This is a genomic window from Rhizobium sp. Root1204, from assembly GCF_001424965.1.
Taxonomy (GTDB): domain Bacteria; phylum Pseudomonadota; class Alphaproteobacteria; order Rhizobiales; family Rhizobiaceae; genus Pararhizobium.
This window is the reverse complement of sequence record NZ_LMCZ01000002.1, coordinates 56,898-83,819: the sequence shown is the minus strand read 5'-3', so window position 1 is coordinate 83,819 and position 26,922 is coordinate 56,898. Positions and strand designations below refer to the sequence as shown.

The 26,922-nt window shown below is 58.4% G+C and carries 22 protein-coding genes and 6 pseudogenes; 10 read left to right on the top strand and 18 right to left on the bottom strand.

The window, feature by feature from the left end; genetic code table 11:
- Positions 1–11: 11 nt before the first annotated feature.
- From ASC96_RS03880 to ASC96_RS03855, 6 genes are all read right to left on the bottom strand, one after another.
- Entirely contained in the window at positions 12–1,106 is a 1,095-nt protein-coding gene (locus ASC96_RS03880) for a Gfo/Idh/MocA family oxidoreductase (RefSeq protein WP_060501599.1), read from the bottom strand.
- A gap of 26 nt (positions 1,107–1,132) precedes the next feature.
- Positions 1,133–2,191, bottom strand: coding sequence for an ABC transporter ATP-binding protein (locus ASC96_RS03875; protein ID WP_060501597.1), 1,059 nt, complete (start codon positions 2,189–2,191; stop codon positions 1,133–1,135).
- Position 2,192: 1 nt separating this feature from the next.
- Complete coding sequence (locus tag ASC96_RS03870) at positions 2,193–3,287, bottom strand: ABC transporter ATP-binding protein (RefSeq protein ID WP_060501595.1); 1,095 nt, start codon at positions 3,285–3,287, stop codon at positions 2,193–2,195.
- A 3-nt stretch (positions 3,288–3,290) separates the two neighbouring features.
- Positions 3,291–4,151: a sugar ABC transporter permease gene (locus ASC96_RS03865; RefSeq protein WP_244481863.1), complete on the bottom strand. Its 861-nt coding sequence runs from the start codon at positions 4,149–4,151 to the stop codon at positions 3,291–3,293.
- Between the two features lie 92 nt (positions 4,152–4,243).
- Entirely contained in the window at positions 4,244–5,104 is an 861-nt protein-coding gene (locus ASC96_RS03860) for a carbohydrate ABC transporter permease (RefSeq protein ID WP_060501593.1), read from the bottom strand.
- A 79-nt stretch (positions 5,105–5,183) separates the two neighbouring features.
- Entirely contained in the window at positions 5,184–6,800 is a 1,617-nt protein-coding gene (locus tag ASC96_RS03855) for an extracellular solute-binding protein (protein WP_060501591.1), read from the bottom strand.
- A gap of 291 nt (positions 6,801–7,091) precedes the next feature.
- On the opposite strand from ASC96_RS03855, the gene ASC96_RS03850 reads away from it, so the two are divergent.
- Positions 7,092–8,111, top strand: a complete 1,020-nt coding sequence (locus tag ASC96_RS03850) for a LacI family DNA-binding transcriptional regulator (RefSeq protein ID WP_060501589.1) — start codon at positions 7,092–7,094, stop codon at positions 8,109–8,111.
- Between the two features lie 138 nt (positions 8,112–8,249).
- Here ASC96_RS03850 and ASC96_RS32405 read toward each other — a convergent pair.
- The 5 genes and pseudogenes from ASC96_RS32405 to ASC96_RS03830 all read right to left on the bottom strand — a co-directional run.
- A pseudogene (locus tag ASC96_RS32405) lies at positions 8,250–8,393 on the bottom strand (ribonuclease activity regulator RraA); the annotation flags it as partial.
- Between the two features lie 306 nt (positions 8,394–8,699).
- A pseudogene (locus tag ASC96_RS03840) lies at positions 8,700–8,894 on the bottom strand (DUF2950 family protein); the annotation flags it as partial.
- Between the two features lie 234 nt (positions 8,895–9,128).
- Positions 9,129–9,238, bottom strand: a pseudogene (locus ASC96_RS33650) (DUF1348 family protein); the annotation flags it as partial.
- Entirely contained in the window at positions 9,235–9,858 is a 624-nt protein-coding gene (locus ASC96_RS03835; RefSeq protein ID WP_060501583.1) for a pyridoxamine 5'-phosphate oxidase family protein, read from the bottom strand. The gene ASC96_RS03835 and the pseudogene ASC96_RS33650, both read right to left, overlap by 4 nt.
- Before the next feature lie 116 nt (positions 9,859–9,974).
- Positions 9,975–10,961 (bottom strand): MBL fold metallo-hydrolase, encoded by a 987-nt coding sequence (locus ASC96_RS03830; protein ID WP_060501581.1) that lies wholly within the window; start codon positions 10,959–10,961, stop codon positions 9,975–9,977.
- A 254-nt stretch (positions 10,962–11,215) separates the two neighbouring features.
- Here ASC96_RS03830 and ASC96_RS03825 point away from each other — a divergent pair, with 254 nt between their 5' ends.
- Positions 11,216–13,114 (top strand): PAS domain S-box protein, encoded by a 1,899-nt coding sequence (locus ASC96_RS03825; RefSeq protein ID WP_060501579.1) that lies wholly within the window; start codon positions 11,216–11,218, stop codon positions 13,112–13,114.
- Complete coding sequence (locus tag ASC96_RS03820) at positions 13,107–13,727, top strand: response regulator (RefSeq protein WP_060501576.1); 621 nt, start codon at positions 13,107–13,109, stop codon at positions 13,725–13,727. The genes ASC96_RS03825 and ASC96_RS03820 overlap by 8 nt, the downstream gene beginning before the upstream one ends.
- Positions 13,728–13,936: 209 nt before the next feature.
- On the opposite strand, the pseudogene ASC96_RS03815 reads toward ASC96_RS03820, so the two are convergent.
- A pseudogene (locus tag ASC96_RS03815) lies at positions 13,937–14,296 on the bottom strand (enolase C-terminal domain-like protein); the annotation flags it as partial.
- A gap of 586 nt (positions 14,297–14,882) precedes the next feature.
- Here ASC96_RS03815 and ASC96_RS03810 point away from each other — a divergent pair.
- The gene (locus ASC96_RS03810) at positions 14,883–15,371 is read left to right on the top strand and encodes an Rrf2 family transcriptional regulator (RefSeq protein WP_060501571.1); all 489 of its coding nucleotides are present in this window, start codon (positions 14,883–14,885) and stop codon (positions 15,369–15,371) included.
- On the opposite strand, the gene ASC96_RS03805 is transcribed toward ASC96_RS03810, so the two are convergent.
- From ASC96_RS03805 to ASC96_RS03790, 4 genes are all read right to left on the bottom strand, one after another.
- Positions 15,354–16,376: a mechanosensitive ion channel family protein gene (locus tag ASC96_RS03805; RefSeq protein ID WP_060501569.1), complete on the bottom strand. Its 1,023-nt coding sequence runs from the start codon at positions 16,374–16,376 to the stop codon at positions 15,354–15,356. The genes ASC96_RS03810 and ASC96_RS03805 overlap by 18 nt on opposite strands.
- A gap of 65 nt (positions 16,377–16,441) precedes the next feature.
- Positions 16,442–16,864 (bottom strand): cupin domain-containing protein, encoded by a 423-nt coding sequence (locus ASC96_RS03800; RefSeq protein ID WP_060501568.1) that lies wholly within the window; start codon positions 16,862–16,864, stop codon positions 16,442–16,444.
- A 61-nt stretch (positions 16,865–16,925) separates the two neighbouring features.
- Complete coding sequence (locus ASC96_RS03795) at positions 16,926–17,678, bottom strand: SDR family oxidoreductase (protein ID WP_060501566.1); 753 nt, start codon at positions 17,676–17,678, stop codon at positions 16,926–16,928.
- 65 nt (positions 17,679–17,743) lie between these two features.
- Positions 17,744–18,223, bottom strand: coding sequence for a carboxymuconolactone decarboxylase family protein (locus ASC96_RS03790; protein WP_060501565.1), 480 nt, complete (start codon positions 18,221–18,223; stop codon positions 17,744–17,746).
- A 130-nt stretch (positions 18,224–18,353) separates the two neighbouring features.
- Between ASC96_RS03790 and ASC96_RS03785 the strand changes: the two genes are divergently transcribed.
- On the top strand, positions 18,354–19,259 hold the full coding sequence (locus ASC96_RS03785; protein ID WP_060501564.1) for a LysR family transcriptional regulator: 906 nt from the start codon (positions 18,354–18,356) through the stop codon (positions 19,257–19,259).
- Positions 19,260–19,551: 292 nt separating this feature from the next.
- Here ASC96_RS03785 and ASC96_RS03780 read toward each other — a convergent pair.
- Positions 19,552–20,001: pseudogene (locus ASC96_RS03780) on the bottom strand (DDE-type integrase/transposase/recombinase); the annotation flags it as partial.
- A gap of 117 nt (positions 20,002–20,118) precedes the next feature.
- Here ASC96_RS03780 and ASC96_RS33645 point away from each other — a divergent pair.
- From ASC96_RS33645 to dhaL, 5 genes and pseudogenes are all read left to right on the top strand, one after another.
- Positions 20,119–20,369 (top strand): annotated as a pseudogene (locus ASC96_RS33645) (aspartate aminotransferase family protein); the annotation flags it as partial.
- A gap of 261 nt (positions 20,370–20,630) precedes the next feature.
- Positions 20,631–21,578 carry a substrate-binding domain-containing protein gene (locus ASC96_RS03775; protein ID WP_060501562.1) on the top strand — a complete coding sequence of 316 codons (948 nt, stop codon included), beginning with the start codon at positions 20,631–20,633 and terminating at the stop codon, positions 21,576–21,578.
- Positions 21,579–21,654: 76 nt separating this feature from the next.
- Positions 21,655–23,154, top strand: a complete 1,500-nt coding sequence (locus tag ASC96_RS03770; RefSeq protein ID WP_060501558.1) for a sugar ABC transporter ATP-binding protein — start codon at positions 21,655–21,657, stop codon at positions 23,152–23,154.
- Positions 23,144–24,106 (top strand): ABC transporter permease, encoded by a 963-nt coding sequence (locus ASC96_RS03765; protein ID WP_060501557.1) that lies wholly within the window; start codon positions 23,144–23,146, stop codon positions 24,104–24,106. Before ASC96_RS03770 ends, ASC96_RS03765 begins: the two co-directional genes overlap by 11 nt.
- Positions 24,107–24,143: 37 nt before the next feature.
- Positions 24,144–25,910, top strand: coding sequence for a dihydroxyacetone kinase subunit DhaL (gene dhaL, locus ASC96_RS03760; RefSeq protein WP_060501555.1), 1,767 nt, complete (start codon positions 24,144–24,146; stop codon positions 25,908–25,910).
- Positions 25,911–25,916: 6 nt separating this feature from the next.
- On the opposite strand, the gene ASC96_RS03755 is transcribed toward dhaL, so the two are convergent.
- Positions 25,917–26,873: a sugar-binding domain-containing protein gene (locus ASC96_RS03755; protein WP_060501553.1), complete on the bottom strand. Its 957-nt coding sequence runs from the start codon at positions 26,871–26,873 to the stop codon at positions 25,917–25,919.
- Positions 26,874–26,922: the final 49 nt, after the last annotated feature.

The following is a 26,922-nucleotide window of genomic DNA, read 5'->3' as shown; positions in this document are numbered from 1 at the left end:
TCCCTCGTTGTTCATGAATGAATAGAAATTTCGGAAAGCCGGACCGTCCGGCCCTCAGCAATCGACTTGTAGCCGGCCTCGATCAACGCCACGGTCTTGACGTTGTCGGCAACGGAGAGCGCCGGTGCGTCGCCGGTCTTCACGGCATATTGCAACTGCTCCATCACGCCGATGAAGGCATGGGGGAACCACATCGTCTCCCATGTCGGCGAGACCCACTTGCCGGTCGTGGTTTTTTTCGAGGCGTAGGACAGCGTCGAGGGCGAGCCGTCCGGCCAGCCGATCGTGCCCTGGGCCACGCCATCGGTGCCTTCGACGCGCCACTTGATATAGATGTCGCTGTCGAACCCTTGTTCGCGCGGGCCGGACCACACGTCTTCCATCGAAACGGCCATCACACCGCTCGGGAAATTGAGCGTGGAAACGGTGATGCCGTCCTTGTGCTCGAACGTCGTGCGCGGATCCTTTCGCGTCAGCGTGGTGATCGTGTCGGGATCGCCGAAGAGGAAGCGCAGCACGTCGAGATGATGTACGCTCATGTTGGAAAGCGTCAGCCGGTCGTAGTCTTCAAGAAACGCCTGCCAATGCGGTATCGCCCGCATCTCGATAGTCGCCAGAACGGGCGTGCCCAATTCCTCTTTTTCAAGGATTTGCTTCAGCACGCGCATCGACTGGTCGTAGCGCATGTTCTGGTTGACGGAGAGAACCTTGCCAGCCTTGGCGGCGGCATCCCGCAATTCGATCGCTTCTTCCAGCGTCAGCGCAAGCGGCTTCTGCGCCAGAATGCCCTTGATATGCGGCTGGGCCAGCGCCTTGCGGATGAGAGCAGGCTGCTGGTCCGGCGGAAAGGCGATGTCGAGGATCTCGATGTTCGGGTCGTTGATCAGCGCATCCGGTGTGTCATGTACTGTCGGAATAGCCCAGCGCTCGGCAACGGCCGCCGCCTTTTCCCGCGTGCGTGACGCGATGGCGACGACCGGAAAGCCCGCCTCCTTGTAGGCTGCCAGATGGCACTCCGCCATGATCATGCCGGCACCGATGCAGCCAATTTTCACATCCCGCACCCTCACCTGCGGATCCGGTGCAAAACCGTTGGCTTCGCTCATAATGACCTCCCGTTTTATCTGTTCGTTCACAGGCCGAGCGCCTCCCCCGCCTGGTTGAAGAAATGGGCTCTCGCCGGATTGCAGCTGAGCGCCACGGCGCTGTCGATGCGGATATCCGGCTGCCCGCGCATCAGCGCTTTGAGCTTCTCCGCGCCGGTATCGACAGTCACGACCGTATAGCCGCCGAGCGGTTCGACTTCATAGACCTTGGCCGGACGTCCCGCATGCGCCGCGCTCCATGGCTCGACCTTCAGGTCTTCCGGCCGCACGCCGATTTCCGAGACATCAGCCGGCACGGCGTCGATCGGTAGCGTGATCGTACCATCGGCTGCCTTCACCCCGTCGCCGCGAACGGCCGACATGATGTTCATCATTGGCGCACCCAGCAGCCGCGCGACGTATCGGCTGACGGGCGTATCGTAGATCTCGCCCGGAGTTCCGACCTGGCGGATTTCGCCATGCTCCATGATGGCAATGCGATCGGCGACGGACATCGCCTCTTCCTGATCGTGGGTGACGTAGATCAGCGTCTGCCCGCGGTCGCGCTGGATGCGCTTGAGCTCGACGCGCGTCTCTTCGCGCAACCGAGCATCGAGGGCCGAAATCGGATCGTCCATCAGATAGGCGACCGGGTCACGCACGAGGGCGCGGGCAATCGCGACGCGCTGACGCTCGCCGCCTGAAAGCTGGGCTGGCGGCTTGTGCAGTAGATGGGCGATATGCAGCTTGGCGGACACCGCCTCGACCCGAGCCCGGATCTTGTCTTCGGCAATCTTCCGCTCGGTGAGTGGGAAACGCACATTCTCCCCCGCCGTCATATGCGGAAAGAGCGCCAGGTTCTGAAACACCATCGCCACGTTGCGATCGGCCGGCGACACATGATTGACGGGCCAGCCGCCGATCAGAACTTCGCCTTCATCCGGCGTTTCCAGGCCGAGGATCAGCTTCAGGACCGTCGATTTTCCCGACAGCGGCGGGCCGAAGAAACAGAAGAATTCGCCCGGCTGAATGTCGAAGCTCGCGTTTTTCAACGCGATGGTTTTGCCGAAGCGCTTGGTGACGTTGCGGAAGGAAATGCCGGCCATGTCAGGCTCCCCGGATCGCATTGCCGGTCACTGCATCGAACAGACGCGCAGCTCCCGGTTCGATGGCAATATGGGCGGTTTCGCCGGTGCTGATGGCAACGTCATTGTCGAAAACGGCTTTCACCCGCTTCTCGCCATCGCCGAAGTGCACCACGGTCCGCGCCCCGATGCGTTCGATAAAGGTCACCGGCATGGCCAGCCCCGCCCCCGATGCCGCCAGCGCAACACGCTCGGGCCGGAAGCCATAGACGACATCGCGTGCCGCCTGCTTGCGGGCGGCGGCAGCAATGGCGGGTTCCAGCGGTGCGGAGATGCCAAGGACACCGAGATCGACGACTATGCCATGGTCGCTGTCGGCAAGCATGCCCTTCGCGAGGTTCATGCCCGGCGAGCCGATAAAATCGGCCACGAAGAGATTGACGGGATCATTGTAGACTTCCAGTGGCGTTCCAACCTGCTGCAACACGCCATGATCCATGACGGCGATGCGGTCGGCCATGGTCATGGCCTCGAGCTGATCGTGGGTGACATAGACCATGGTCTGCTTGAACTGGCGCTGGAGATGTTTCAGCTCCGTGCGCATCACTGCCCTGAAGGCGGCATCGACATTGGAGAGCGGCTCGTCTAGCAGGAAAATCGCCGGTTCGACGATCGCCGAACGGCCGATCGCCAGCCGCTGCAGGATGTTGACCGAAAGTTTGGCGGACGGCTTGTCGAGCATCGGTGTCAGTTGCAGGAAATCGGCCATGGCCTTGACCCGCCGATCCAGCTCGCCTGCCGGCGTGCCGCGTACCTTTAGCCCGTAGGCGAGATTGTCATAGACACTCATGTGGGTGAAGATCGCATAGTTCTGGAACACGAAGCCGACGCCGCGTTTTCCCATGGCAACTCCGTTCATATCGGCGCCATCAAAGGTTATGCGGCCTTCGCTCGGGCTTTCCATGCCGGCGATCATGTTCATGGTCGTCGATTTGCCGCAGCCGGATGGCCCCAGCAGCGCCATGAATTCGCCGTCGCGGATTTCGAGGTCCATGGTCTTCAGCGCCGTGAAGGCGCCAAAACGCTTCACCAGATTTTCAAGATGGATCGCAGTTATGGCTCAGGCCTCCTTCGCTGCATTCATGCGGCTGATGGCCAGCGACACGACGATGGACAGCACCACGAGAATGACCAGCGCGATGGCTGCGACATAACCCCAGATCAGGTCCTGCTGCGTTACCTTGTAAATGTAGACGGAGATGGTTTCCGTCGCGACGCCCGGCCCGCCCCCAGTCATGATGAAGAGCGTATCGAAGATCTTGAAGTTCTCGATGATGCGGATCGACAAGGCGATGATCATGATCGTCTTCATCTTCGGCAGTGCGATCGTGTAAAACCGCTGCCACCAGCTGGCGCCGAGCAAGGTCGCCGCGCGCATCTGGTCGTCCGGCACGCCGACGAGACCGGCGAGCAGGATGAGGAACATCAGCGGCGTCCACTGCCAGATATCGGCGATCATCACCGCTACAAGAGCGGTTCCGGGGCTCGACAGCCACGCGAGTACGAAGGGTCGGCCGATCAGCGTAGAAATAATGTCGTTAACCGGCCCACCCGACTGGAACAGCATAAAGAACATGTAGCCGGCCACCGCAGGCACTACCATCATCGGGATCAGCATGATCGAATAGAACACGCGCTTGCCGATGAAATTGTCCATGAACAGGATGGCAAGCCCCAGACCCAGCAGGAACTCGACCGGCACGCAGATCAGCATCACGAGCGCTGTACGTCCGAGCGCATCCCAGAAGCGGCTGTCGACGGCAAGATCGGTGTAGTTGACAAAGCCGTTCCACAGTTCATAGGCCTGCCACCAGCCGGTGCCCTCGAGCGGCGACCAGTCGGTGAGGCTGATGTAGAGCTGCATCAACAGCGGGAAGACCGCGATGAACAGCACGAGAAGCTGCGCCGGCAGCGTCAACATAAAGCCGAGACGACGGCCGCCATCCTCGGTGCGTGTTTCAGGCGTGGTAAGATCGCCGGGCACGGAGTGCTTCTCCTCGATTGCAAAGCTGCTCATTGCTTGAGCGCTCCAAAGGTAAGGCCGCGAACCAGATGTTTCTGGATGGCGATACCCATGATGACGGGCGGCACGGCGGCGATGAGGCCAAGGGCGGCCTTCGCGCCATAAAGCTGGCCGGTCATCGAGGACGACAGCGACGCCATGTAAACCGGGATCGTTACCCATTCGCGGGTCGTCAAAAGCAGGGCGATGAGATAATCCGACCAGTTGAGGATGAAGACAAAGAGAGCCGAGCTTGCGAGCGCCGGGCGCATCATCGGCAGCGTGATCTTGAGGAACACGCGCATGCGCGAGCAGCCCTCGACCAGAGCTGCATCCTCGATTTCGCGCGGCATGTCGTCAAAGAACGTCTTCATCAGCCAGAATGCGAACGGCAGCGTCACGATGCCGTAGATCAGCGCCAGCCCCCACCAGGTATCGACGAGACCGAAGAAGGCCCACATGATCATGACCGGGATCATCACCGCCATCGGAGGAAACAGCCGGAGTTGGATCAGCGCCAGCGGCAGGTTCTGCCCCGAGCCGAAACGCGACAAGCCGTAGGCGCCGGCCGTGCCTGCCGTCATGGCAATCAGCGTGCCAAAAACGGCCGAGAGCAACGACGCCAGGATCGGCTTGCCGGCGGTCCGGTCGAGCGCGACGATGAGGTCGGAGGTAGATGTCCCCAGAATGAAGCGGAAATTGTCGAGCGTGGGGGCTTTTGGCCACCACGTCAGATCCGCACCGGTGGCCGACCATTCAGCAATCGGCTTGAAGGCCATCGAGGCCATCCAGAGCGTCGGGACGAGCGTTACGGCGAGCGCCAGGAAGATGGCGGCGTAACGGAAAACCTCAAAGGGTAATGAGCGCTTCATGACAGGGAAAACTTCATTCTCGAAAACAGGATGATCGCCGGGCGGGATCTCCGCCGGGCAATCATGTCAGCGGGGCGCGTCAGCCGGCCAGCGGATCGAGCACCGTCGGCCAGGCTTCCTTGTTGGTCTTGATGGCCTCGAGCAGTTTTTCCTCGCCGGTTCGCCGGGCGATGCGCTGCCACTGGCGTTCCGTATCCGCCATGGCCTGCTCCGGCGTTTTCGACTTGGTTAGCGCCGCCATCAGGTTTTCGTCGAGCGCGTTGTGGAAAGCGGTCGCGCCCGGGTAATTGATGGTCGGTACCGTACGGGCAACCGTCTCGCGCACGATGTCCATGTGGTAGTCGTGGTAAGTCTGCCGCACCAAGGGGTCCGAGAAATTCGCCAGCTGGAACGGATCGAAATACCCGCCGGGGTTCGCCGTCATCCAGGAATAGATGCGGCTCGAACCCAGCCATTGCAGCAGGAGGTAGCAGGCTTCCGGGTGTTTGCTCTGGGCCGAGACGCAGGCCGAAAGGTTCAGCCAGAGAACCGAACGGCTCACAAGCTTGCCATCGACCTCGCGGCCGGGCGGCAGCATGGAACCGATCTTGCCGGTGACCTTGGAGCCTTCATTCGCCTTGTTATCGAGAAACTTCGGCAGGTTAGAGAAGGCGCAGGTCATCGCTGCACCACCAGCGGCGAAGTTACCGTACTGTTCCGGCCAGCCCCAGGAAATCGCATCAGGCGAATGATGGCTGAGACTATCGACATATTCCTGCGTCGCCAGATAACCGGCGTCGGAATTGATCAGCGGCTTGCCATCGTCGCCGAACAGGAACTGGTTGGGCGAACCCGTGGACACGAAGCGCTGATACCAGTTGGTGTAACCCCAGCCCTGGTTGCGCAGGTCGGTGGAGCCGAACAGGCCCTTGTCCGGACGATGGAAGAAGGCAGCGATATCGGAATGCTCTTTCCATGTGCGCGGCGGCGCAAGCGCATAGCCGTTCTTGTCGGCAAACGCCTTTTTCTCGGCCTCGTCATTGAAGAGATCGGTGCGATAATTCCAGGTCTGGAAATCGCCATCGAGCGAGACGCCATAGGTCGAACCGCGATACTGGTTCAGCAGCGAGACGCCCTTGGCGCCGTTCACATAACCACGCTCGGGATCGTCCCATTCCGGCTTGTGAGCCGCGACATAGTCGTCAAGCTTGATGATCCCTGCGGTTTCAGCGAGGTCACCGAGGCGGTTCCACTCGACGGCATAGATGTCGAATGCCCCACCCTTGGTGGAGATATCCTGCATCGTCTTGGTGAATTCCTGGCCGTTGGGGACACCGACGATATCAAGCTTGATACCGGTTTCCTTTTCCCAAAGATCCTTGATCGATGGCGCACCGGCCGGGAAAGGCTGGGTTAACTGGCCGATCGATCCATCCGAAAGGCCCAGCACGATCCGCTCCGGCGCCTTGCCGGCCGCCTTCAGCGCCTTGGCCGCCTCGATGGCACGTCCCTCGGGTGTTTCCGCGCCGTACTGATAGCGCTCGGCGCCATCAAATCCGGTCGGCCCTCCGATCATTCCCGGCACCAGGGCATCGGCCGCAAAGGCCCGGCCAGGTCGAATGAATTGCGGCGCAATACCGACTGCAGCCGTCAGTGCAAAGGTTTTTGCACCAGCGGCCAGCAGGCCACGGCGCGAGACCGTAAAAGTGTCGCTCATTGATATATCCTCCCTCGTCAACAGGCCTCCACACCTCGTCAACGTGAGGAGTAATGACGTTACGTTTGATTTATGTCAACATCAAAACACGTCATATTACATCTTTTGGCCGGGCTATTTGAGCATTCTGTTGTTGGGAGCGCAGAAATCACGTTTAAATGACGAAACTTGATGGCTTTAGGCCACCCTAGTTCGTTTTCTGAGGATAATAGGGAAGAAGCTCGGGCAAGCCCTTGTATTTGACCACCATCGAAATACATCATTTCCCATCATTTTGAGAAAGGACATGCCTTGCGTTCGACTTTGATGGACATTGCACGCGAAGCCGGCGTTTCCTTGGCGACGGTGGACAGAGTCCTCAACAATCGCGAGGGTGTGCGCGAGCGCACGCGCAAGGTCGTGCTCGAAACAGCCCGCAAGCTGGGCTACGTTTCGGAGCCGGAAAACCAGCCCGCCGGCGCGGATGCGTCCCTTCGGCTGGATTTCGTCCTGCCAGCAGGAACGAACACCTTCATCGCCAAGCTGCTAGAGCAGATCGCCAGCCAGGGCGAATTGCAGGAGGGTATCGATGTCCACACGCATTCGATCGAGGGCTTCAACCCCGACAGCCTTGCAAGACAACTCGATGCCCTGAGCGGCATTACGCAAGGCGTGGGCGTCATTGCGCTGGACCATCCGACGGTGCGCGAGGCGATGCGGCGGCTAGCGGCTTCAGGCGCCCCCATCGTGACGCTCGTTTCTGATATCCTGCATGTCCCGAGGCTCGGCTATGTCGGCATCGACAACCGCGCCGCCGGGCGGCTGGCGGGCTATTTGCTCGGGCGCCTTCTCGGCAGGGGAGCAAAACGCAAGATCGCCCTCTTTGCCGGCTCCCTCTCCTATCGAGGCCATGAGGAACGGGAGATGGGTTTCCGCCATGTCATCGCCGAGGAATTTCGTGATCTGGAGGTCGTCGAACTGCGCGAGATTCGCGACGACCGAAAGCGCGCCTTTGAAGAAACGACGTCGCTGTTAAAGCGTCACCCTGATCTTTCAGGAATCTACAATATCGGAGCCGGCAATGCCGGCATCGGGCAAGCGCTACAGGAAGCGGGGCTCGCCCAGTCCGTCATTTTCGTCGGCCACGAATTGACCGAAAGCACCAAACGTTTCCTGCTTGACGGCACCATAGACGCCGTCATCGACCAGAACCCGCGGGTTGAAGCGCGAGAAGCGCTGTCCATGCTGAAAAACACGCTTTTGGGCCGAAAATTCGACTACCATCCACCACGCCTGCAGGTGATCTTCCGGGAAAACATACCGGAATTTTGATGCAGGCGATAACCTTGTAACGGCCTGCGGCATCCGCGATTACAAGAACCGCCGATCGGATGCGAATTCAACGACCTGTGAATCGGTGCGATCAATATCCAAATGCAGCTCTATCCTCAATCGACCTCACCCCCCTTTCCGGCCAGACTCGATCTCGGATTTCAGAAATTCCTCCTGCTCTTCCATCGCGACCGACTCCTCGGCAATTTGGGCGACATATTCGCGCGGAATGCCGATAACCGCCTCGCTATCACCAAAGATGATGTCGCGTGGATAGGCCGCAAATGCCGCCGCAGGCGATCGTTGCCAATCCAGCGCGCCCCAGAGGGAGCTGCTAGCCAAGGGGACCGTCAACTTTCGGGAAGTCGAGCTATCAGTAAAAACAACCCACATGCAGGTGCGAAGCGGAAATAATTTCCGCTTTCAGTGCCGACGGGTATGGGGCCGGGAGCGGTCACGCAGCCGTCCGCAAAAATAGGTGGACCTGACTCTAGCAGGTCTAGTTTGCGCAAAAGCTTAGCATTCAGTTAAAGCGTTTCTGGTGCTTCCGGCAGCCGCGTGTCCGGCGCTCGATGCTTGGCGCATCGCTCAATCTTCAGTGATATCCCATCTGTCGTCTGGATTGAATGTCCGGATTCCTGCGGCCACCTCCTCGGTCTTGTCTCCGAGATCAGCTTGGTGGACCGTTCCGTTGGCGTTTACGGTAAAGGTGTGAACGCCAATCTCTCTATATCGTATCGGCATCGCGATCAGGGCGAAGCCCGCAATCATGTTGCCGTTAATCTGACGCGACAACTGCTTCAATATTGGCCGAACTCATTGTGGCCAACTTCGCGCAAAGCCGATGACTATGGCTACTCGCATTGGGAGCAGCCAAACTATGCCCCTCCTACAACTTGAAACCGCTAAACATGCCGAGAACAGGCCGAGGTCAAAAGGCAATCCGCTATAGAAATCAATCAGCAGCAACTCTTGGTTATCATGCGTCTCCTAATGTTTCATAGAGTTGTTATATGCCGCAACCCTAGCTGGGTCGCGGCTGTTCCATCCGTCTTCGGCAAGCCTTCTTTATCGACTGCGCTTTCGAGCGTGAATACGGGAAATGGTGGTCGCTGAGCTTCGGTTATCTTCTAGGTCCCTCCAGTTGAGCTCGCAACGTCGCGTTTTCAGTTTCCAATCGCTGCAGTCTCTCACGAAGAGGAGCGACTGCGTGTTCAACCTCCTGTTCGGTGTAGCGGGGGGTGATGTGCTGAGGGCAGTTCCAATCGTACGCCTCAAGCCGAAGCCTGAAAATCGCCTCTGCCCTGCCTTTGTAGCTGTTATCGGACACGAGTGCGCTGAGACCCTCGTCAACACCGAGAGCGAGCCGCTCAACATGGACATATATCTTGAGCCGGGCCCGTCGCACGTAGTCCATCAAAAAGAGACAGGCCCGATCGTTGGTGGCGAAATTGCCGACACTTATATACTGACGATTCCCCCTGTAATCAGCAAAGGCCAATGTTTGCTGATCGACGACCTTGAGGAAGCCGGCTTTTCCTCCACGATGTTGAACATACGGCCAGCCGGTTTCGGAGACGGATGCGATATAGAAGCTGTCACGTGAGGCAATAAAGGCGATTTCTTCTTCTGTGAAGGTCTCGGAAGGCCGGTTCTCTGCGCCCAACCAGATTTGGTCCACGCCCATTGCGGCCTGAGCGGCTCTGACGCTCGGCGTCACAGCCACCTCAAGGAAATGATAGGGCATGTCTGATCTCCGTGCTTCGTCAGGCCCGCGTCGGTGTCTCCCGGTGCGGGGCCTGATCTATCTTGGGCTGGCCGAACTCAATGCCAGGAAAATTTCTAATTCGCGAAAAGCGGGCATTAGTCCTGCAATGCCCAGTCTGCAGCCTGCCAACGCATTTCCCCGCGATCTGCAACGACCCGTCCCAGCCCGGGGAAAGGCATATGCGTGGCGGCGATCAGCGCACCCTCGGACGCAGCGAGCGGAAAGAAACGATCCCGCATAGCTTTAGCAGCGGCCTGGTCCTGCTCGAACAGGAAGAATACATCGGTTGCGGCCGGATGCACGACGGGGAAAATCATGTCTGAAACCATGATCAGGCTCTTGCCGCCATCTTCGATCCGCACGCCGATATGGCCGGGCGTATGGCCGGTCAGGTCGACAATCGAAATGCCCGGCGATATCTCGCGCTGCCCGTCGATCGCCTGCAGCCTCGGATACAACCGCACGACCTCCTCCGCCATCTTGAAGCTGGGCTGCAGAAAATCAGGCGCTCCGTTGCGCTTTGCAGGATCAGTCCAGTGGTTAACGTCGCGACGATCGATATAGACCTCAGCGTTGGGATAGTTGTTTTTGCCTCCGAGAACCAGTCCGCCCATGTGGTCCTGGTGCATATGCGTCACGATGACCGCGTCGATCTGATCAGGCTCCAAACCAAGTGCGGCGAGTGCCTGGGGCAGTTGCCCCGTCTGCCCGATCGAACCCGCCGCCCCGGCATCGATCAGGACTCGGCGTTGACCATCCTCGACCAGATACTGGTTGAAGAGGAAACGAACCCCACTCGGCCGAGCGGTAAACTGCGCGTTCGCGGCCTTTTCTACCTCCGGCGCTGAGCGTCCCGGAAAGTAGTCGAAGGGCATATCGGCATACCCGTCCGTCAATGCCGTGACGGTGAAGCGACCGATGCGGATCTGTGCGAACGGAGTTACCGTAAACGGCGCAGCGGCGGCGGCCTGCGTTGCGGCATGGGCGGAAGCGCTGCCTAGCAGGTTTCCACCGAAAAGACTTCCTCCGATGAGGCCGAGAGGCAAAGCGCCGGCAAAAGCGCGGCGTGAGAGCTGAGGCATGACGTCGTCCTTGTGATCGATTGATAATATCGTCAGCTTTGCGCTTCTTCGGTCATACGCCGGCGCTCAAGCGCTGCTTCAGGCTATGGGTAGGTTGGTTCAAGCCCGTCCGCAATTGCGATCTAGGTCACAGGCAACTAGCCGAAGGCACTGTAAAAATAGACTTTCGTCTATCAATCTCGCCTAACGCCTCGGCGAGAAAAGGCGTAGTTTCCAGTCAGTTGCAGGCGGCGCGAATATCTGAGGGAATCGACTTGGAAAAACAGAGGGACTTCGACGCGATTATCGACCTGATCCCTGCAATGGCATGGTCGACAACGTCTGATGGTATGCTCGATTTCGCCAATCAGCACTTTCTTGAATATATCGGCATGCCGCTTGCCGAGATTGCCGGTGAAAACTTCTACCGGCTTTTTCACCCCGATGATGTCAGCCACCTGGGCTCGGAGTGGCGACGCATCATGGTTTCCAAGATAGGAAGGGAAGTTGAAGGTCGGATCCGTCGTGCCGACGGCGACTATCGCTGGTGTAGCCTTCGACAGAAGCCTCGGCTCGATACTGAGGGAAACGTCGTGAAGTGGTATGGGGTCGTCCTCGATATCGAAGACCGAAAACAAGCCGAAAATGCGCTAAAAGAGGCCAAGTCGGCACTCGCCGCCAGTGAAGAGAATCTGAGGCTCATCATCAATTCGCTTCCTGTTCTCGTATGGTCTGCGCGCCCCGATGGGAGCGCTGACTTCGTGAACCAGAGTTGGCTGGATTATGCCGGGCTACCGGCCGACAGTATCCTCGAATGGGGCTTTCTCGACCTTTACCATCCCGACGACATTCCGGAGATGGTGGAAATCTGGAAGCGCGACCTCGAACATTCTGACCACACTCACCTGAAAGGTCGCATTCGCGGTCGAGATGGGCGATACCGCTGGTTCTATTTCTCAGGCCGCAAGCTCACCGATGCCAACGGCATTGTTCGCTGGTTCGGCGTCAACATCGACATTGAAAATCTGCAGTACGCCGAAAATGCTCTGCGGGCGAGTGAAGCAGCTCTCAGAGAAAGCGAACACAAGCTCAACCTCATCATTAATACCATCCCCGCCATGGCCTGGTCCTGCACGCCGGATGGGCAGCTGGAGTATTGGAACAAAATTTTCATCGATTTTGTCGGCCTGCCTATCGAAGAGCTCCAGGGCTTTGGCTTTTATCGCGTATTTCATCCTGACGACGTCGAACGTATGCGCATAAGTTGGGAGGAGATCGTTGCCACCAAACGCCCCGATCCAGTAGACGCCCGCATCAGGCGGTTCGACGGTGAGTACAGGTGGTTCAATCTGCAGCAAAGCCCATTGCTTGACGCTCAGGGGAATGTCGTGCGGTGGTACGGCGTTGTCGTTGACATCGAAGACCGAAAACGCGCCGAGGAATCCCTACGACAAAGCCAAAGCCACCTCGCGCAAGTCACCCGCGTTACAACGATCGGCGAACTTGCGGTCTCCATCGCGCACGAGATCAATCAACCTCTCATGGCAGTCGTGACCAATGCCGGGACATGTCTGCGTTGGCTGCAGGAAGGGCATATCAATCTCGATCAAGCTCGATTGGCTGCGGAGCGCGTCGTAAATGATGGGCACCGCGCCGGCGAAATCGTCGCCAGCATACGTGCAATGGCCCAAAGATCTCCTGTACGAATGGAGAAAACCGACTTCAAAAAAGCGTTTGGCGACGTGCTTTTTCTTTTGCGGGAAGAGCTGCAGTCCCGAGGCTTGCAGGTCGTAACGGATATCACGCCGGAAACTGTCGATGTCCTTGGTGATCGCACTCAGCTTCAGCAGGTTCTCCTCAATCTGATCATGAACGGCGCCGAGGCAATGCGTCGAGGCGCAGACGCAGTGATCAAGGTCGGCTGCGCGCTCGGCAACGAGGGCGAAATCGAGGTCAGCGTTTCCGATACGGGGCAAGGAATACCGCCCGAACAGCTCGACCGGGTATTCGAACCCTTCTTCACCACGAAGTCCGATGGGATCGGGATTGGTCTCTCTATCTGCCGTTCCATCATCGAAGCTCATGGAGGGCGCATCTGGGCAACAACCAATCATCCTAGCGGAAGCTCGTTCAGGTTCACGCTTTCTCGCTTCCAGGAGACAGCCGTTGATTGATGACAAGAAGAACAGGCGGCCAACTGTCATCGTGATCGATGATGACCAAAGCGTCCGCGAAGCTCTTAAAGGGCTGTTCGAGTCCGTGGGATTAATCGCTGAGACACATGGTTCCGTCAGAGAATTTCTGGAAGCAGATGATCCTGAGAAGGCTGGGTGCATCGTTCTTGACATACGCCTTCCCGGGCAAAGCGGGCTTGAATTTCAGGAGGCATTGGTAAAGAGTAATCTCCCTCGGTCCGTCGTTCTCATCAGCGCCCATGTCGATGTGCCGATGGCGGTACGGGCAATGAAAGCAGGCGCAATTGACGTTCTCACCAAGCCGGTTCGGGAGCAGGATTTGCTGGAAGCCGTCAACCGCGCGATCGCCAATGACGCCGCTCGTCGAGAAGAGCGAACCGCGAAAGCTGCCATTCGTTCGAGATACATCACGCTCACGGAGCGTGAGCGGCAGATTATGAAATTGGTGATCACCGGCAAACTGAATAAGCAAATTGCGACAGAGCTGCACCTTGCGGAGCCCACGGTGAAACTTCACAGGGGCCACATGATGGGGAAGATGAAAGCCACATCGGTCGCCCATCTGGTCAAAATCGCTGATGGCCTGTTTTAAGGGCTGCTCCAAGGGGAACCCGGAAGTCACGGGATTAACGCAGGGAGGCAAGCGTTTAGGGCCTTGTAGGACACGCGACACGCTCAGCGTCGCTTCAATCGGCAACTGATTATCTGGCGAAACATCATCTTGGGCGAACGTCCGTTGGATCGCCGCTACGCATGTAAAAGCAACCTCTCATGGGTTGTGAGAGGCTGCGCTGGTTATTTTTATGCAGACAGGGCGTGCATCTCGCGAATGAGATCGGATTTCCCCTCGAAGCCGATGCCCGGAATGTCAGGCATCATGATGTGGCCGTCCTCAACCTTCACCCCATCTGGAAAACCACCATAGGGTTGGAACAGGTCCGGATAGCTTTCGTTGCCGCCAAGGCCGAGGCCGGCTGCGAAGTTGAGCGACATCTGATGACCACCGTGCGGAATGCAGCGCGAGGGCGACCAGCCGTGGGCCTTCAGCATGTCGAGTGTGCGCAGGTATTCGACCAAACCGTACGAAAGCGCGCAGTCGAATTGCAGCCAGTCGCGATCGGACCGCATGCCGCCCTGGCGGATAAGATTGCGGGCGTCCTGCATGCTGCTACGGCAATGTTGGCTCTGTCCGACGTCTCGATTTCACCTTGATCGGCCCCGACGTGAACATGTTGAGCCGAATCCAAGGTACTTGCGGGGATTTGAAGCTTCCTTTGTTGATGTCCCAGGTGTTTAGCGAAGCAGTGGAGACGTCGACCGATTTTGAAGGAAGCTATCGTTTAAAGGGTTTCCAAGATCCCATTGATTTATACACCTGCCCCAAAGGGCCGGAAAAAAATTACTTGGCATTACGGAGCGCCTGTAAAAATAGTATAATAACATATTTGCTAATATTTGGAGCAGACGTAACCCGCTTCGCGGATATTTCATCGTTGCTTCCACCGAACCTTTAGAGAGAGTGAGTGAAGTGCTCGGTTACGAGCCTACTCAGGTCGATCCACCAGCAAGTGCTTTTTCCCTTTCCAGTATTTTGTCGAGGGAGGTAGAGACGGGAATATGGCCGCTCGCCTTGACGGCCTCCGAGGCTTCCCCCAATCGCCAGAATAGACGAAACGGATTTACACGATGCTCGAATACGGATATAAAATATCCTTATTTGTTAACGTCGCACGCTGAGCCGCTATCCATGATCCTGAAAAGCCAAGTCGAATGGGCGCTTCACTGTTGCGCTATTCTTTCCGGCCTGCCCGAAGGGCGCTACCTTTCGACCAAAGCGCTGGCAGAGCTTCATGGCCTGCCCAAGGAATATCTCTCAAAGGCTTTGCAAAGCCTATCGCAAGCGGGCCTCGTACACACGACACTTGGTCCCTCAGGTGGATACCGATTGGCCAAGCCGTCCGCCGACCTAACATTCCTGGATATCGTTGAGGCAGTGGAAGGCAGCAGCAGGACGTTTGTGTGCAACAACATCCGTGCCAACAATCCTTGCCGACCCAAGGGCTTTTGCGAAAGTAGTCCATGTGCCATCGCGCGGGTCATGTGGAAGGCCGATGAGGCCTGGCGGTCCAGCTTGCGTAGCGTGACGCTGGCAGACCTCGGGATGACCCTGTCAAAAGAAGTCGATCCCGCCATCTGGGCTGGCACCTTTGACTGGGTGCTAAAGCGTGCCGGTTGAGCGGATTGCTGCGAGATCGGCATGTTTTCGAAGGCCGGAACTGCCAATGTGGACATAGCTTTGCGCAGGCGGAGCAAACGCCAGTTCGTTTGACTCAAAACTCTGTTGAATGGTGTCGATCAATTCGTTCCTTGCAGGTGTGCGCCCGGAAGGACTTGTCACCCGGAACTGCAGTTCGGCTTCGATTGCCACCGCATCTATGGACTTGAGGGCGACGACAGGTGGTGGATGCTGGACTATGCAGCTACAGCCCTTCAGCGCCGTCTGCATGACATCCTCCACAAGACCAGGTCGATGTTCGGATGAGACCCGCATTGTGAGGATGATTAGATGCGTTTCATCGGGGCGCGTCAGATTGGTCAACCCGACTTTCGCGAGCACACTATTCGGCAAGACCACCAGATTGTTGGCAGGCGTCAGCACTTGCGTGGAACGCCAGTTGTTTTCAACGACGCGACCTTCGGTTCCGTCGGCAAGTTGGATCCAATCACCGATTGAGAATGGCCGCCCGAGCGTGAGAGCAATGCCGGAGAAGACGTCGGCAAGCGTGTTTTGCAGTGCAAGGCCGAAAATAACAGCAACGACGCCGGACGTGGCGACAAGTGTTCCGATTGGCACGTCGAACACGAATGCAAGGATCGATAGCGCAATCCCGATATAGACCACCGCGACCATGAGATCCTGCAGCAGCCTTGCTTGCGTCGGTCGACGGTCAAGCACGATGATCCGCACGACGCCGATCATTGACCACGCAAGATGGATCCACCAGAGAACCCTGGCTGAGGTGGCAAGGAATGCCGGGACATTATGCGCATATGTCTCGCCCACCCGATAAGGCAGTATATCGCCAAAACCCAGCACGGCCGTCATAGCCGTGAAGAAGACGATTTGGATAATCAGCCTTGCCTTGGGTCGATTGCGGCCCTGAACTTGCCATACGACAATCCCGGCAATGCCCAGAAGATTGATCGCTGAAAGCGACAGAAAGGCAGGATCGTCAAGCATGACCATTTCTCCAAATCCAAATTCGAAACAACCGGACGCTGCTGACAGCGCCCGGTCTGGAAGGTTCAGTTCTTGATCGGAAAGGTCAGCTCCTTTTGAACTGTGTCGACGACAAAGACCGCCAGAAGTTTTGCCTTTTCGCTCGTGCTGCCGTTCGCACTGACTGCGTGACGGTCGCCTGGCATCTCGGAAAAGTTTTCGCCCGCCTTGTAGACCTTGACCGGTTCATCGTTCACCTGGCTTCGGATCGAGCCCTCCAGAACCGTCGCATAGATAAAGGCGCTATCTGGATGGGTATGCGCATCTGAGAAACCGCCTGGATCGTACTCGACCAGAATTCCCTTGATGCTCTTGCCTGGAACATTCGGAAGTTCGTGCTCGTACACCACGGTAACCGTCGCGGCCTTGCCACCGGCACTGTCATGGGACGAGGCCGTACCAATCATTCCGGCCAGTATGGCCGTTGCTGTGAAAACTGATCTGATCATGTCGAAAACTCCTATTTATCGAGAGATAATGCGCTGCGGAAAGCGACGCATGTGTTGCGATCTACTTGCGTGCCGATGTTGGGCACCACTGCTCGAACGTGATCCGGCCAAGGCGGGGGTTGTTGTCGGAAACGAGTGAGCCGTCGTCGAGACGGGCGCCGAAATATCGAGCCTCTGCATCCGGAAAGACCTTGCGCGCATCGCCCATCGCGACGAGATAGCGGGCGACAAGATCAGTCAATTTCGAACGCTCCGGCCCGGCAATTTCGATTGTGCCGTTGATCGGCGCAGCAAGCGCCACGTCTGTCATCGCATCGGCCACATCGTCAGAGGCGATGGGTTGGACATAAGCCGGTGCCAGGTGGACACTGTCGCCAACAGTTCCGGACTGGACGATGCCGCTGAGGAACTCCAAAAACTGGGTGGAATGCACGATCGTATAGGGTAAACCCGATTCCTTGATCAGCTTCTCCTGGGCAAGTTTGGCGCGGAAATAACCGCTCTCCTGTAAGCGCTCCGTCCCGACGACCGAAAGCGCGATGTGATGCTTGATGCCCGCTGTTTTCTCGGCGGCTAGCAAATTACGGCCAGATCTCTCGAAGAAGTCCATAACAGCCTTGTCTTCGAAGGATGGCGAATTGGCGAGATCGATCACCACCTCAGCGCCGCCGAGCGCTTCTGCAAGCCCCTCCCCGGTGATCGTATTGACGCCCGTGTTCGGAGATGCGGCGATCACATCGTGGCCACGGTTGCGAAGACGCTCGACAGTCTTCGAACCGATGAGGCCGGTTCCGCCGATGATAACGATTTTCATATGTCTTCTCCGTTCGCGGACACCAGCGCGCCGCGTTGTCTGATCGATCTGTCGGGGTGAAAAGCTTAGTTTAGGCCGGCTTTATCGAGGCCAAAGGCCTTGTCCGCGGATCCGGGCACCGCCTTGAAAGCGATGCTGGCCCGGTTCCAGGCGTTGATCGTCATGATCGAAAACGTCAGTTCGCTCATTTCTTTTTCCGAAAGCTGGCCGCGGACCCGCTCGTAAAATTCATCGGGAATGCCGCCTTCGGGGAGCTTCGTAACCGCTTCCGTCCATGCCAGAGCAGCGCGCTCCCGTGGAATGAACAGGTTCGATTCACGCCAGATCGCAACGTGGTAGAGGCGAAGCTCGCTCTCCCCGTGGATCTTTGCTTCCTTGACATGCATGTCAAGGCAAAAGGCGCAGCCGTTGATCTGCGATGCCCGGATGTGAACGAGGTCGTGGATTTTCTGTTCGATGACCCCGCCATTTGCGGCGGCGCTAAGGTCCATGAGTTTTTTGAACAGTTCGGGTGATTGCTGCGCATAATTCAGTCGCTGTGTCATAACTGGCTCCATTATTAAGGATAATAAATGTCCTTATGGACTCACAATATCCTTAATATCTCGACAGGCAAGTATTTCCCGCATAAGCTCGCGACATAAGCCTTATGTCGAAAAATATGGGAGGGGCTGAATGGACATCGTTTCAGCGTTGAGAACATTCCTGCGCGTAGCGGACACTGGCTCTTTCTCGGCGGCAGCTATCGACCTCGGGCTCACGCAACCGGCTGTGTCTCGCCAAGTTTCTGCGCTCGAGACACATTTGAACACCCGTCTTCTGCATCGTACGACGAACGCTCTTGCTCTCACGGTCGAGGGCGAACAGATGATCCCACGGGCGCGGAAAGTCCTTGAGGCCGTCGATGCAATTGGCGGAACAAATTGTGTGGAAGGTGGTCGCGCCTCTGGAAAAGTCAGATTAAGCCTGCCGGCGCCATTGGGTCTCTACATGAGCGACCGCCTGCACAAACTTCTCAATTGCCATCCCGATCTGACGATCGAATTGATCTTGCGCGAGGAACCTTCGGATTTGATCGCCGAGGCGATCGACCTAGAGATACGCATCGGATCGGTTGGCGACAGTAGCCTCGTGTGCCGGCGGATAGGCTGGACGACGGCATCCCTTGTCGCTTCTCCCACCTATCTCGCAAGCCGTCAGCCACCACACTTTCCAGAGCACATCACCGGCCACGACTGTATATGCTATAGACGTGCCGGCGACGGTCGGTCCTGGTCCTTTTCCAACGGCGCGGACGAGCTTCAAGTTCGGATCGCCCCAAAGCTGATTGCCAACAATGCCATGGCCGTCCATCGGGCGGTGCTATCGGGCGCTGGGCTGGCAGTGCTGTCCCACATTCTGGTCGAAGGCGACGTGAAGGCAGGACGTCTTGTGAAGCTTTTGCCCGACTTTCCACCTACCCGCCTGCCGATCAGTGTCGTGTATCCGTCCCGCCGTAATCTCCCCTTGCGCATTAGGACAGTGCTGGACTTCCTCGTCGAGGCAGTCGGAGAGGACGCCATGATGGCGTCCTTCAACTGAGCTTGAAGGAACCGTGCAGAGAAATTGAGATGCCCACGTTCTTGATGAGATACAAACTTTCGGCCCTTATTATCCTCGCCACTAGCGAGCACGCACCACATGTGGTGCCACGATCCTGCGCGCCCGCTCTGTTAAAGTTCTTCGAACAGCCGCGCGTCGAGCCATGGAAAACATCGCCATGACCAGCAAGGCTTCCCGCTACCTCACGCTGGTAGCCTGCGATCGGACGACCATCCATGGTTCTGTTGCAAAACTTGAGATATCCGCGAGGCTGGGCGATTTCTGCGGCTGCTTAGATTGAAGCGACGAGGGTTTCGAACTGTTTGGCGATCGACAAGCTGGCAGTGTGAGCATCTTGTAGCTGGTGCTTGCGCAGCATGTGGATCATCTCGATACCAGACAATGTTGCAACTGCGGATCTGAAAGACTTAAAGCCGAGCATCGGTCTGACGCGTCGCTTGATCCGCCGGTGATCCTGCTCGATGCGGTTGTTCAGATACTGAACTTTGTCGGATGCGGACGGGTTCAAGCCGGCGGCGCGACCGATCCTGGAGGTGGCTGATGGACAGAAAATGATCGCTTCCCGGTTGGTCTGACTGCCGTCGATAATGATGCGTTCCCGTCGGCCATGCCGAGCGAACGCTTTTTTGAAGAAGCGTTTGGGCGCAGAAAGGTCACGATGCTCGCTGAGCCAGAACTCGACCGTGTATCCGTTGCTGTCGATGGCCCGGATTGGACTCCATGAGCAATCGCGCGACAATGTCGGCGGTGAGCGCAACTATGATTGAACCTACCGCGCGCTAAGTTTCCAGGCGCGTTTTGTCGTCGCCAATCTCAGTTCGCGCCCCGTTCCTGGCGGCGTGGCGACGGCCTGATAGCCGCCATCGGATTCGTCGCAGAGAAAGGCGACCGCGCCTTTTTCGACCCCATCAAGGAAATCGGCCCGCAGGCCCTGCCCCCCTACTAAAGCGAGACGTCGGTCGCGCCATGACGCAGGGCGATATTCCGGCCTTTGGCCCCCCGCTCTGCCTTATCCGCGAGGATGCCGACATCGTCGTCAAGGCAACAGCCGGCCCTGCGAAAGCCGTTCTCGGGCAAGACTTGAAATGAATGGGGCCGGATAACCACCGCATGGGAACTTGCAGACCAATTTAATTGCCGGTGGCTCGCGGGACCGTGCAGATGAGTGTCTATGAGACGTACAGTCCCTTGCGAAAGCTGAAGCGAGGCTTCGATTTTACTCTTGTATTTTTTGCATTACATGTGTATCTGCATCTCGCAGGCTTTGAATTTTCCGGACCCAGATCCATTCGAAGCACTCGCGCACCGTCCAGGCGGGAGGAGACCTCGCCTAGCTCAAGGGAGATCAGCATGAAGAAACTCGCCATATTGCTGGCATGCGCCACCGCGCTTGCCCTGCCTGTCACCGCGTCTGCTCAGGATGCGCAAGGCACCATCAAGAAAGACGCATACCGCTTTGTCGTCGTACCGAAGGTCGTGCATCCGTGGTTCGACAAGGTGAATGAAGGCGCGCAGGCCGCGGCCGCGGCCATCAAGGCTCAGACCGGCTCCAGCGTCGAAGTCATCTATTCCGCACCGCAGTCCGCGGACGTCGTTCAGCAGAACCAGATCATTGACAGCGCCCTTGCGACGCAACCCGATGGACTGGCGCTCGACCTGCTCGATCCCTCTGGCAACCGCGCTTCACTCGAAGAAGCACAGAACCAGAATATCCCTCTGGTCATTTTCGATTCTATTCCCCCGGAAGGCATGGCTATTCCCTATATTGGTTCGGACTTCTGCGAGCAGGCGAAGATTGCCGCTCGTCGCCTCGTCGAGGTTCTCGGCGGTGAAGGCGAAGTCGCCATCATGCAGGGCGTTCCGACCGCGCCGAACCACTCAATCCGTGCCGAATGCCACCGCCAGATCTTTGCCGAACATCCAGGCATCAAGGTTGTTGCAGAAGGCATCGACAATGACAGCATCGAGACGGCGCAGCAGCAGGCAGCCGCCATCATGCAATCAAACCCGAACCTCAAGGGTTGGGTCGCATCCGATGCCGCCGGCCCGATCGGTATCGGCCAGGCGATCGTCGAAGCCGGCAAGCAGGGCAAGGTTACTCTCGTTGGGCTCGACAACCTGCCGGAAATGCTCGACATGATCCGCGACGGCGTTGCTGACAGCTCGTCGGCCTCGCAGCCGGAACTGCAGGGCTATTGGTCAGTCATGTTGCTCTGGGCGCAGGCAACCGGTGCCAAGGTGCCGGGTTACCTCGACACCGGCAACGCTTTCCTCACCAAGGAAAACGTAGGCAAGTGATCCGGTAAGACCGGACCTGCCGTGAGGCACGGGATTTCCGTGCCTCTTCCATCTCACTACGACGCTGAGGTGCCCCATGGCTTATCTTGAAACCCGCGGCCTTGGCCGGGATTTTCCCGGCGTCACCGCACTCAACGGGGTCGATCTTTCGATCGAACTTGGCCGCACGCACATTTTCGCGGGCGAGAACGGTGCCGGCAAATCCACTCTCGTAAAGATCCTGACCGGCACCGACCGGGCTTCGCGCGGCGATATCCTGATCGATGGCCGCAACCCTGTCGACGATCCCGCTCTTTACAAGAATGTCGCCTACGTTCCTCAGGAGCTCAATCTCTTTCCGCAGATGAGCGTTGCAGAGAACTTGTTTATGCCGTTCAGCCGGACAGGTCACGGCGGGCTTCTCGTAAACCGCAGTGCTCTCGTCGAGGAGGCCCGCAGCTATCTTGAACGGTTCGGCATCGAGGCAGACCCGCGCGAGCTCGTGGCAAATATCTCGGTCTCCGACCAGCAACTCCTCCAGATCGCCCGCGCCTGCACCAACGCGGATATGAAGGTGCTTATTCTCGACGAACCGACGTCATCCCTGACGCGCGTCGAGGTAGACCGGGTCTTCAAGGTCATCCGGGGCCTGCTCGACCGCGACCACGCCATCGTCTTCATCAGCCACAAGATGGACGAAGTCTTCTCCATCGGCGACGACTACACCGTGCTGCGCAATGGCGAAAAGATCGAAAGTGGCAAGATCGCCGATATTTCCGAAGCGGATCTGATCCGCGCCATGTCCGGCCGCGACATCGCTTTTGACGACCATTTCCGCCCCCAAGGTGTTGCCACCGACACGATCATGACGGTGCGCGGCCTTTCCGGGTCCCGCTTCCGGGATGTCAATTTCGAGTTGCGCCGTGGAGAAATTCTTGGCTTTGCCGGCCTCGTCGGCGCCGGCCGTTCGGAAATCATGCAGACGATTTTCGGTTTCCTAAAAGCCAAGGCAGGCACTGTGATGGTCGAGGGAAAGCCCTGGACGCTCAACGATACGGCCTCGTCGGTCGATGGCGGCATGCTCTACCTCTCGGAAGAACGCAAGCATCACGGCATCTTCCCGCTGCTTTCGCTGCGCGAAAACATCGGGATTTCCATCCTGTCGCTGACCAGGGGTTCCCTCGGCATCAGCGGCGGGCGGGAGCGCGAGGCCGTCCAGAAGATCATCGACGACTACGGCATCCGCACGTCGGGCATGGGCAAGCGCATCTCGCAGTTGTCCGGCGGCAACCAGCAGAAGGCCATCATTGGCAGAGCCATGGCGACACGGCCGCGCGTGCTGATCTTCGACGAGCCGACGAAGGGCATCGACATCCGGACCAAGACCGAGATCTACAGGATCATGAAGGGTCTGGCCGAAGAAGGCGTCGGCGTCATTCTCGTTTCCTCGGAACTCGACGAACTCAAGAAGTGCGCCAGCCGCATCATCACGATGCACCACGGTCGCATCACCGGCGCATTCGACACCGCCGGAACGAACAATGAAACACTCGTAGGCGCCATTTTCGGCACGGAGGTGAAAGCCGATGCAAACTAATTCCCTGTCCCTCCTGACGCGCAGCCCGCTTGCCGGCGTTTTCGTCGCGCTCGCTGTCATCTTCACGCTCTCGGCGCTGATCTCCCCCTATTTTCTCACGCCCTATAACCTCTCGGTTATTGCGCGCGGTCTCGCCTTCGTCGGCCTTATCACAATCGCACAGTCCATGCTGATGGTGCTTGGCGAACTTGACCTGTCGCTCGGCGTAATCGGTGGCCTGTGTGGCGTCATTTCCGGCATCCTTATGGTGCGGCTCGGGCTTGAGCCCTATTCAGCGATGTTTCTCGCCATCTTGCTCGGCGCGTTTCTGGGCCTTCTCAACGGCCTTCTGGTGACAGTGCTGCGGCTTCACTCGCTGGTCCTGACCATCGGCACAGCCGGCATCTTCGGTGGCGCCAACCTTGTTCTTACACGCGGCGTCGCGATCACCGGCATCCCGAAGAACGTGCATTATCTGGGCCGTGGCGATTTCCTCGGCATGCCCGTACCCTTCGTGATCATGCTCGTCGCGCTCGCCGTCGCCACCTTCGTCATGCTGAAGACGCCCTTCGGTCGCTACATGTATGCGATCGGCAACAACCAAGCCGGCGCCCGCATGCTCGGCATCAAGGTCGACAAAGTTCGCCTACTCGTCTTCGGGGTCGCCGGCGCGATCGCTGCCCTGGCCGGCGTACTGATGGTCGCCCGTCTCGGCACGGCGCAACCGTCGATCGGCGAGACCTGGGTGCTGGCTCCCATCGCAGCTTCGGTCATCGGCGGCGTCGCCACGACCGGTGGCATCGGCAGCCCGATCGGGGCCATCTTCGGTGCTGGCATCATCGCCATCATCGAAAACATCATCGTGCTCTTCGGTGTCTCGCCCTACTGGCAGGGTATAGTTTCGGGCGCCATCGTTGTACTCGCCATTTCCTTCGACGCCATTTCCCGCCGCTATCTCCGTCGCGACGCATGACGCATCCGGCTGCTTCGCTCTGACGAAAGAAAAAAGAATGAACCAGGAAGTCAAAACCAAGAAACTGATCAACGCGCCGGAAAACATCATCGCCGAGATGATCGAGGGCATGGTCGGCGCCCATCCGGACATATTGCGCGTCGAGGGGGAAACCGGCCGCGCGGTCGTTGCAGTCGATGGTCCGCGTGATGGCAAGGTCGGTATCGTCGTTGGCGGCGGATCAGGCCACGAGCCTGCCTTCGCCGGCTACGTCGGCCGTGGTCTTGCCGATGCCGCGGCTGTCGGCAACATCTTCGCTTCCCCCTCCCCGTCGCACATTGTCGAAGCGGCTCGCGCCGTGGATGGCGGCGTCGGTATCGTGATGCTCTACGGCAACTACACCGGTGACGTTCTCAACTTTACCATGGCAGCGGAAGAGCTAGAGCAGGTCGGCATTCCCGTGCGTCATGTGGCTGTTGCCGACGATGTTGCCTCCGCTCCAATCGACCGCAAGTCCGAACGCCGGGGTATTGCCGGCGACTTCTTCGTCTTCAAGATCGCCGGTGCCGCCGCCGACCTTGGTGAACCGCTGGCGCGCGTCGAGGCGCTTGCTCATGCCGCAAACGATGCCACCCGTTCCATGGGTGTCGCGCTCAGCCCCTGTTCGCTGCCGCAGACAGGTAAACCCAATTTCACGATCGGCAACGACGAGATGGAAATCGGCATGGGGCTCCACGGCGAGCCTGGCATTCGCCGCCAGCAGCTCGCAACAGCCGATGAAGTCACCGATGAGCTTGTCGATGCCATTCTGAAGGAACTTCAGGTCAAGGCGGGTGAACGGGTTGCGGTTCTGGTCAATGGTCTCGGTGCGACCTCGCAAATCGAGCTCTATATCATCTTCCGCCGCGTCAAGCAGCGGCTGGATGCACATGGCGTCGATATCCATGCCTCGTGGGTCGGCGAATACGCGACATCTCTGGAAATGGCCGGCGCGTCGGTTACGCTCATCAAGCTTGACGACACGCTGCAGGCGCTGCTGGATCATCCCTGCCACACCCAGGCTCTCGTCGTCGGCGCTTTCGAGAAGACCCGCGGTACCCCTTCACGTAACCGCCAGACAGCCAAACCTGCTGAAGGCGCAGCGCCGTCCCAAGAGAAGCCGCGTATCCTCATCACCGAAGGCGACGTGACCCCTGCGATTTTCAAAGCGATGATGCACACGGTCGGCGAGCAAATCATCGCCGAGAAGAACTGGCTTTCCGAACTCGATGGCGTGATCGGCGACGGCGACCACGGCATTACTATGGAAATAGGCTGGAAAGCAGTGCAACTGGCTTTGAAGGATGCCCAAGAAGACGAGACGATCGAATCAATCTGCAAGCGTATGGCAAAAGCGTTTCTGGATGCCGTCGGCGCTTCCTCCGGCCCGCTATATGCCACGGCATTCCTGCGCGCGGGCACGGCGGTCGGCAACCGTCTCAATCTCGATGGCGTCGGCATGGCGGAATGGCTGAACGCCGCCTGCCAGGGCATTCGCGACCGTGGCCGAGCCGAACCTGGCGACAAGACGATGATCGATGCATGGGTGCCTGCCGTCGAAGCCGCGGCAAAGGCCGCCGCCAATGGTGGCTCCTCCCTTGCTGTGCTGGTCGCGGCAAGAGACGGCGGCGAGGCGGGTATGAAGGCAACGGCTGCGCTGGAATCACGCCGCGGCCGTTCCGCCAAGCTCGGCGAGCGCTCCGTTGGCCATATTGACCCCGGTGCTGCCTCGACCTTTCTCACGCTGCGCGCCATGTCGGCGGCGCTTGAGAAGGCACTCGTCTGACCGATATCAGCGCGGGCCTTGCAAGAGGGCCCGCGCAACACCTTCATTGGTAACCAGCCGGTTGACGTAGCCGGCGCGAAGAATGGCGCGGATGATCGGGATCTTGCGGATTCCGCCAGAGACCAGCACGGAAATCGGCTTGAGTTTGAGCTTGTCCGGCGGAAGCGCAATGATAGATTCATTCAGGAAATGATCGATCGCCTGACCACGCGCGTCCAGAAACCATCCCATGAACTCACCCACTGCGCCACGTTTCAGCACTGTATCGAGATTGTCCTTCACGACGCGGATCTGGGTGAGCGAGGTGTCCTGCGCTAGCGAACCACAGGAAACGATGCCCACATCGGCGATCTCCGTACGCGCAAGGACGTCAGTCAACTCGTCATTGAGTAATAGGGCGTTGCGACTTTCGGGATTGGCGCAATAGATCGGCGCTGTCAGATAGTGACATTCGATGCCGAGTGCGCGAGCAAAGGCCGTCGCCACCTCGAAAGTGTTGGTCGATGACCCGCTGGTAACGCCGCCGGTGAGCCCCACGACCCAGCTCTCGGTCCTCGGCCGGGCGCGAAGAGCGCGAACGGCGAAGCTCAAGGTTCGCCCGGAACCGATGCCGACCCCCATGTCTCGATCTTCGATGAGTTCACTCGCAAGCGCTCCGGCCGCTTCCCCAATAACGCGCTTCTGCTCGAGATAATCATCCAGATCCGGTACGACGACGGCATCTCTGAGTCCATAACGTGCGGATACCTTTTCCGCCAGATCAATGCAGTCTGTCAGAGGCAGAGAAACCCTCACTTGCACGCTGCCGGACTCACGCACCTGGCCGATGATCTTGTTGACCTTCAAACGCGTGATGTTCATGCGTTGGGCGATTTCCTGCTGGGTCTGTCCGCCGATGAAATAGAGCCAGGCGACACGCGCCCTCTCTAGATCGTCGTCTAGAAATTCCGATTGATTTGGCATTAACCAGCACACTCCTAACCACGCATTCTTCGAATAACGAGTTCGGGTA